The organism is Agrococcus sp. HG114 (genome assembly GCF_024723325.1).
Lineage (GTDB): Bacteria > Actinomycetota > Actinomycetes > Actinomycetales > Microbacteriaceae > Agrococcus.
Genome location: NZ_JANQCH010000164.1, coordinates 1 through 4,420, shown reverse-complemented (window position 1 = coordinate 4,420; position 4,420 = coordinate 1). Strand labels below are relative to the sequence as shown.

The following is a 4,420-nucleotide window of genomic DNA, read 5'->3' as shown; positions in this document are numbered from 1 at the left end:
CCGCGACGCCGGCCGCGAGGCCCGTCGCGCGCAGGCGCCCGCCGACGCCGCGGCCGGTCGGCACGATCTCGCGGTAGCGGAAGCGGTCGCCGTAGCCGCGACCGCGGAGCGCGTGCGAGCGCAGCACGAGTCGGGTTTTGTACGAGGCCATCACGAACGGGGCCGCCCACTCCCCCGTCTCGCCGTCGCGGAACTGCCGCCGCGCATCCGCCGCCGCCCGCACCGCGACGCCGCCCGTGAGCGCCGCCGGGTCCGCGAGGATGCGCCGCAGGTGCCGGTCGCGCCCGGCGAGCTCGAGCTGCGCGCGCAGCGAGTCGACCGTGCCGCCGCTGATGCCGCCCGAGAGCTCGCGCGCCCGCAGCGTCGTGTCGGTGAGGCCGCCCGCGCCGCGGTCGGCCGCGAGGGCGTGGAGCACGTGCACCGAGAGGTCGGAGGGCACCGAGTCGAAGCCGCACGAGACGACGAGCCGTGCTCCGCTGCCGCGTGCCGCGTCGTGGCAGCGCTCGATCGCCTCGCGCACGAAGAGCACCTCGCCGGTGAGGTCGGCGTAGTCGGTCCCGGCCGCCGCGCACGCCTCGACGAGCGGCAGCCCGTACCGGAGGTACGGACCGACCGTGCTCGCCACGACGCGCGAGCGCTCCGCCATCGAGCGCAGGCTCGGCTCGTCGCCGCTGTCGGCGAGCACGAGCAGCCACTCGGACGCCGCGGGGCCCAGCGCGGCGCGCACGCGCTCGAGCCGGTCGAGCGATCGGCCCGCGAGCCCGACGCGCAGGCCGGGCGGTGTGGCCTCGGCGAGGTGCTCCGCCACGAGCCGCCCGACGAAGCCCGTCGCGCCGTAGAGGATGAGGTCGAGCTCGCGCATCCCGCCAGCGTGGCCGCCGACCCTCGCCGAGCGCTGTGCGATCGCTGACGGCGGACGCCGGAGCCCGGGCGGGGTACACGGGCGCGGTAGGATGCTCTGGTGCTCATCTGCCTGACGGCGAGTCACAAGAACGCCGACTTCACCGCCCTCGAGGCGCTGTCGTCCGCCGACGCCTCGGCACTGCCCACCTCGTTCGCAGCGCACCCCGCGATCGACGGCGCCGTCGTCGTCTCGACGTGCAACCGCTTCGAGGTCTACCTCGACGTCGACGCCGAGCCCGAGGAGGTCGCGGGCATCGCGCAGGGCGCCGCGGCGGAGGCGCTCGGCGCCCACAGCCCCGAGACGCTCGAGCCGCTCGTCGACACCCGCGCGGCCGAGCACCTGTTCGCCGTCGCCGCGGGCCTCGAGTCGGTCGTGATCGGGGAGGGCGAGATCGCCGGGCAGGTGCGCCGCGCGCTCGCCTCCGCGCAGGAGGCGGGCACGACCTCGCCCCACCTCGAGCGCCTCTTCCAGCGCGCGTCCGAGACGCAGCGGGGCATCAAGAACCGCACCGGCATCGGCGAGGCGGGCCGATCGATCGTGCGCCTCGCGCTCGACCTCGCGAGCGCACGCGTCGACTTCGCGGGCGCGCGCGTGCTGCTCGTCGGCACCGGCCGCTTCGCGGGCGTCTCGCTCGCCGAGCTGCGCCGCCGCGGCGCCCAGCACATCGAGGTGTGGAGCCCGTCCGACCGCGGCGAGGGCTTCGCCCGCAGCCACGCGATCGGCTACGTCGACCCGCGCGACGCGGCGCTCGCCGCCGCGAGCGCCGACGTCATCGTGACGTGCACGAGCGCCGACCACCACGTCGTCGACGCCGCGCTGCTGACCGCCGGCCGCGAGCGCCTCGCCGCGACCCACGACTTCCCGGGCTCCGCGGTCGACGACCACGACGCATCCGCGTGCCCGATCGTGCACGACTCGGGCGCCACGTGCCCTGTGCACGCGGGCGGCGACGCGTGCCCCGTCGAGCACGGTCGCGCGGCGCAGCTCGTCATCGACATGGGCATGCCCCGCAACGTCGACCCCGACGTCGCGTCGGTGCCCGGCGTCGAGGTGCTCGACCTCGAGACGATCCGGCTCCACGCCCCGCTCGAGCACCTCACCGCGACCGAGGACGCGCGCGACCTCGTGCGCAAGGCCGCGCGGCGCTTCGAGCGCGGCACCGCCGAGCGCGAGGCCGGGCAGGCGATCGCGGCGCTGCGCGAGCACGTCGAGCAGGCCCTCGAGGCCGAGCTCGGCCGCATCGCGAAGCGCGGCACCGAGGAGGAGCGCAGGCTCGCCGAGCAGGCGCTCCGCCACTTCGCGGGCGTCGTGCTGCACAAGCCGACCGTGCGCGCGCGCCGCCTCGCGGCCGAGGGGCGCCACGACGACCTCCTCTCCGCGGTCGACGCGCTGCTCGGCGACGACACCGCCGCGTGACCCAGGGGCAGCTCTCCTCGAGCGAGGAGCCCGCCACCGGACCCCACGGCATCCTGCCGCCGGCCGGCGTCGAGACCGACCCGCGGGAGACCGGCGGCGACGCGCCGCAGCGCCGCCGCCGCATGGTCGACCTCGCGCCGCTCCGGGCGAGCCCGGCGTTCGCGCGCCTCTGGATCGGCACTGCCATCAGCGGCATCGGCGCCCAGATGACGATCGTCGCGGTCGGCCTGCAGATCTTCGACATGACCGGCAGCACGATGATGGTCGCGCTCGTCGGCGGCATCGCCCTCGTGCCGATGATCGTCGCGGGACTCTGGGGCGGGATGCTCGCGGACGCGTTCGACCGCCGCGCGCTGCTCATCGCCTCGAGCCTCACCGGCTGGGCGGCGGTGCTCGGCCTCGTCGCGCTCTCGGCGTGGGACGCGTCGCTCGTCGCGGGCGGCGAGCGCGCGCCCGTGTGGCCCTTCTACGTGCTCACGACCGTGAACACCGTCGCCGCGACCATCTCGGGCGCGACGCGCTCGGCCGTGACCCCGCGCATCCTGCCCCCCGAGCTCATCTCGAGGGCGGCGGCGCTCAACGGCATCTCGTTCGGCACCATGCTCACCGTCGGGCCGGCCGCCGCGGGCGTGCTCGTCGCGACGGTCGGCCTGCCGATCACGTTCGCGGTCGACGCGGTGCTCTTCGCCGGCGGCTTCCTCGGCATCATCGGGCTGCCGAGGCTGCCCCCGCTCGGCGCGGTGTCGAAGCCCGGGCTCGAGTCGCTGCGCGAGGGCTGGCGGTTCCTGCGGCACGCGCCCAACATCCGCATGTCGTTCCTCGCCGACATCATCGCGATGACGTTCGGCCGCCCGTTCGCGCTGCTGCCGGCCGTCGGCGCGCTCGTGATCGGCGGCGGGCCCGTCACGGTCGGGGTGCTCACCGCGGCTGCGGCGATCGGCACCCTGCTCGCGAGCCTCTTCTCCGGCCCGGTCGCGCACGTGCACCGGCACGGGCTCGCCGTCGCGCGCGCGATCGCCGTCTACGGCGGCTTCGTCGCGATCCTCGGCGTCGTCGTCCTCGCGATGTCGCTCGGCCTCGGCGGGCCGGTGGGACCGGAGTGGTCGCAGGTGTCGTGGCCCGCGCTCATCGTCGCGGCGGTCGCGCTCGCGGGCATGGGCGCGAGCGACGAGATCAGCGCCATCTTCCGCTCGACGATGCTGCTCACCGCCGCGCCCGACGACATGCGCGGCCGCACCCAGGGCATCTTCCAGGTCGTCGTCGCGGGCGGTCCTCGGCTCGGCGACCTCTACGCGGGCGCCGCCGCGAGCCTCATCGCGCTGTGGGCCCCGCCGCTCTTCGGGGGACTCCTCATCGTCGTGCTCATCGCGACCGTCACGCGCGCCCAGCGCTCGTTCCTCGCCTACGACGCGCGGCATCCCACGCCCTAGCACCGGCTCGGGGCCGCCCGCGCACCCGACACCGCGGCTGAGAGTCCCATGGGCGAAGCCTCAGTCGCCCTTGGGCGCCCCCTGCCGACGGCGCGCATAGCGTGACCGCCATCCGATCGAGGGAAGCCGGTGCCCATGCTCGAGCAGCAGCCCGCACACCCGGGCCCACCGCCGCAGCGCGACGCGCTGCTCTCCCTCTCCGCGCCCACCCAGGCCTGGTCGCGACTCGACGGCTCCATGGCCGGCGAGGGGCTCAGCGGCGTCTTCCACGGCGGCTGGCGCTTCGTGCGGAGCATCGCGCTGCTCGTCGACGGCGAACCCGTCGAGCTCAGCCCCTCCTCGAGCGAGACCGACTGGGCGCTGTTCCGCGGTTCCGCGCCGGGCCGCGCCGCCGAGGGCGGCGGCGTCGTCCTCGAGCGGATGCGCGAGGTCGGTCCGGGCACGCTCGTCGAGCGGGCGACGCTCGCCAACGACAGCGAGGCGCCGATCGAGGCGCTCATGGAGCTCGCGGTCGAGGTCGCGTTCGCGCCGCTCGAGGCGGTGCGCGCGGGGCGGCCCGCCGGCGTCGCGGTGCGCGCGCGGGTCGACGGCGACGAGGCCGTGGTGACCGACGGCATCCGCACCCTGCGCGTGCAGGGCAGGGGCGGGCGCGTGCGGCTCGAGCGAGACC

Annotated in this window: 4 protein-coding genes; 3 read left to right on the top strand and 1 reads right to left on the bottom strand. The window is 76.2% G+C overall.

Translation table 11 applies throughout. From position 1 onward, the window contains the following. Window positions 1–862, bottom strand: an 862-nt coding sequence (locus NWP09_RS11990; protein WP_258275733.1) for a trans-acting enoyl reductase family protein, incomplete at its 3' end; no start/stop codon positions are given. 99 nt (window positions 863–961) lie between these two features. Here NWP09_RS11990 and NWP09_RS11985 point away from each other — a divergent pair. The 3 genes from NWP09_RS11985 to NWP09_RS11975 form a co-directional block, all read left to right on the top strand. Next, window positions 962–2,320, top strand: coding sequence for a glutamyl-tRNA reductase (locus NWP09_RS11985; protein ID WP_258275732.1), 1,359 nt, complete (start codon window positions 962–964; stop codon window positions 2,318–2,320). Next, window positions 2,317–3,750, top strand: coding sequence for an MFS transporter (locus NWP09_RS11980; RefSeq protein WP_258275731.1), 1,434 nt, complete (start codon window positions 2,317–2,319; stop codon window positions 3,748–3,750). The genes NWP09_RS11985 and NWP09_RS11980 overlap by 4 nt, the downstream gene beginning before the upstream one ends. A gap of 135 nt (window positions 3,751–3,885) precedes the next feature. Then, window positions 3,886–4,420: glycogen debranching N-terminal domain-containing protein (locus NWP09_RS11975; RefSeq protein ID WP_309137120.1), on the top strand; the 535-nt coding region annotated here is incomplete at its 3' end.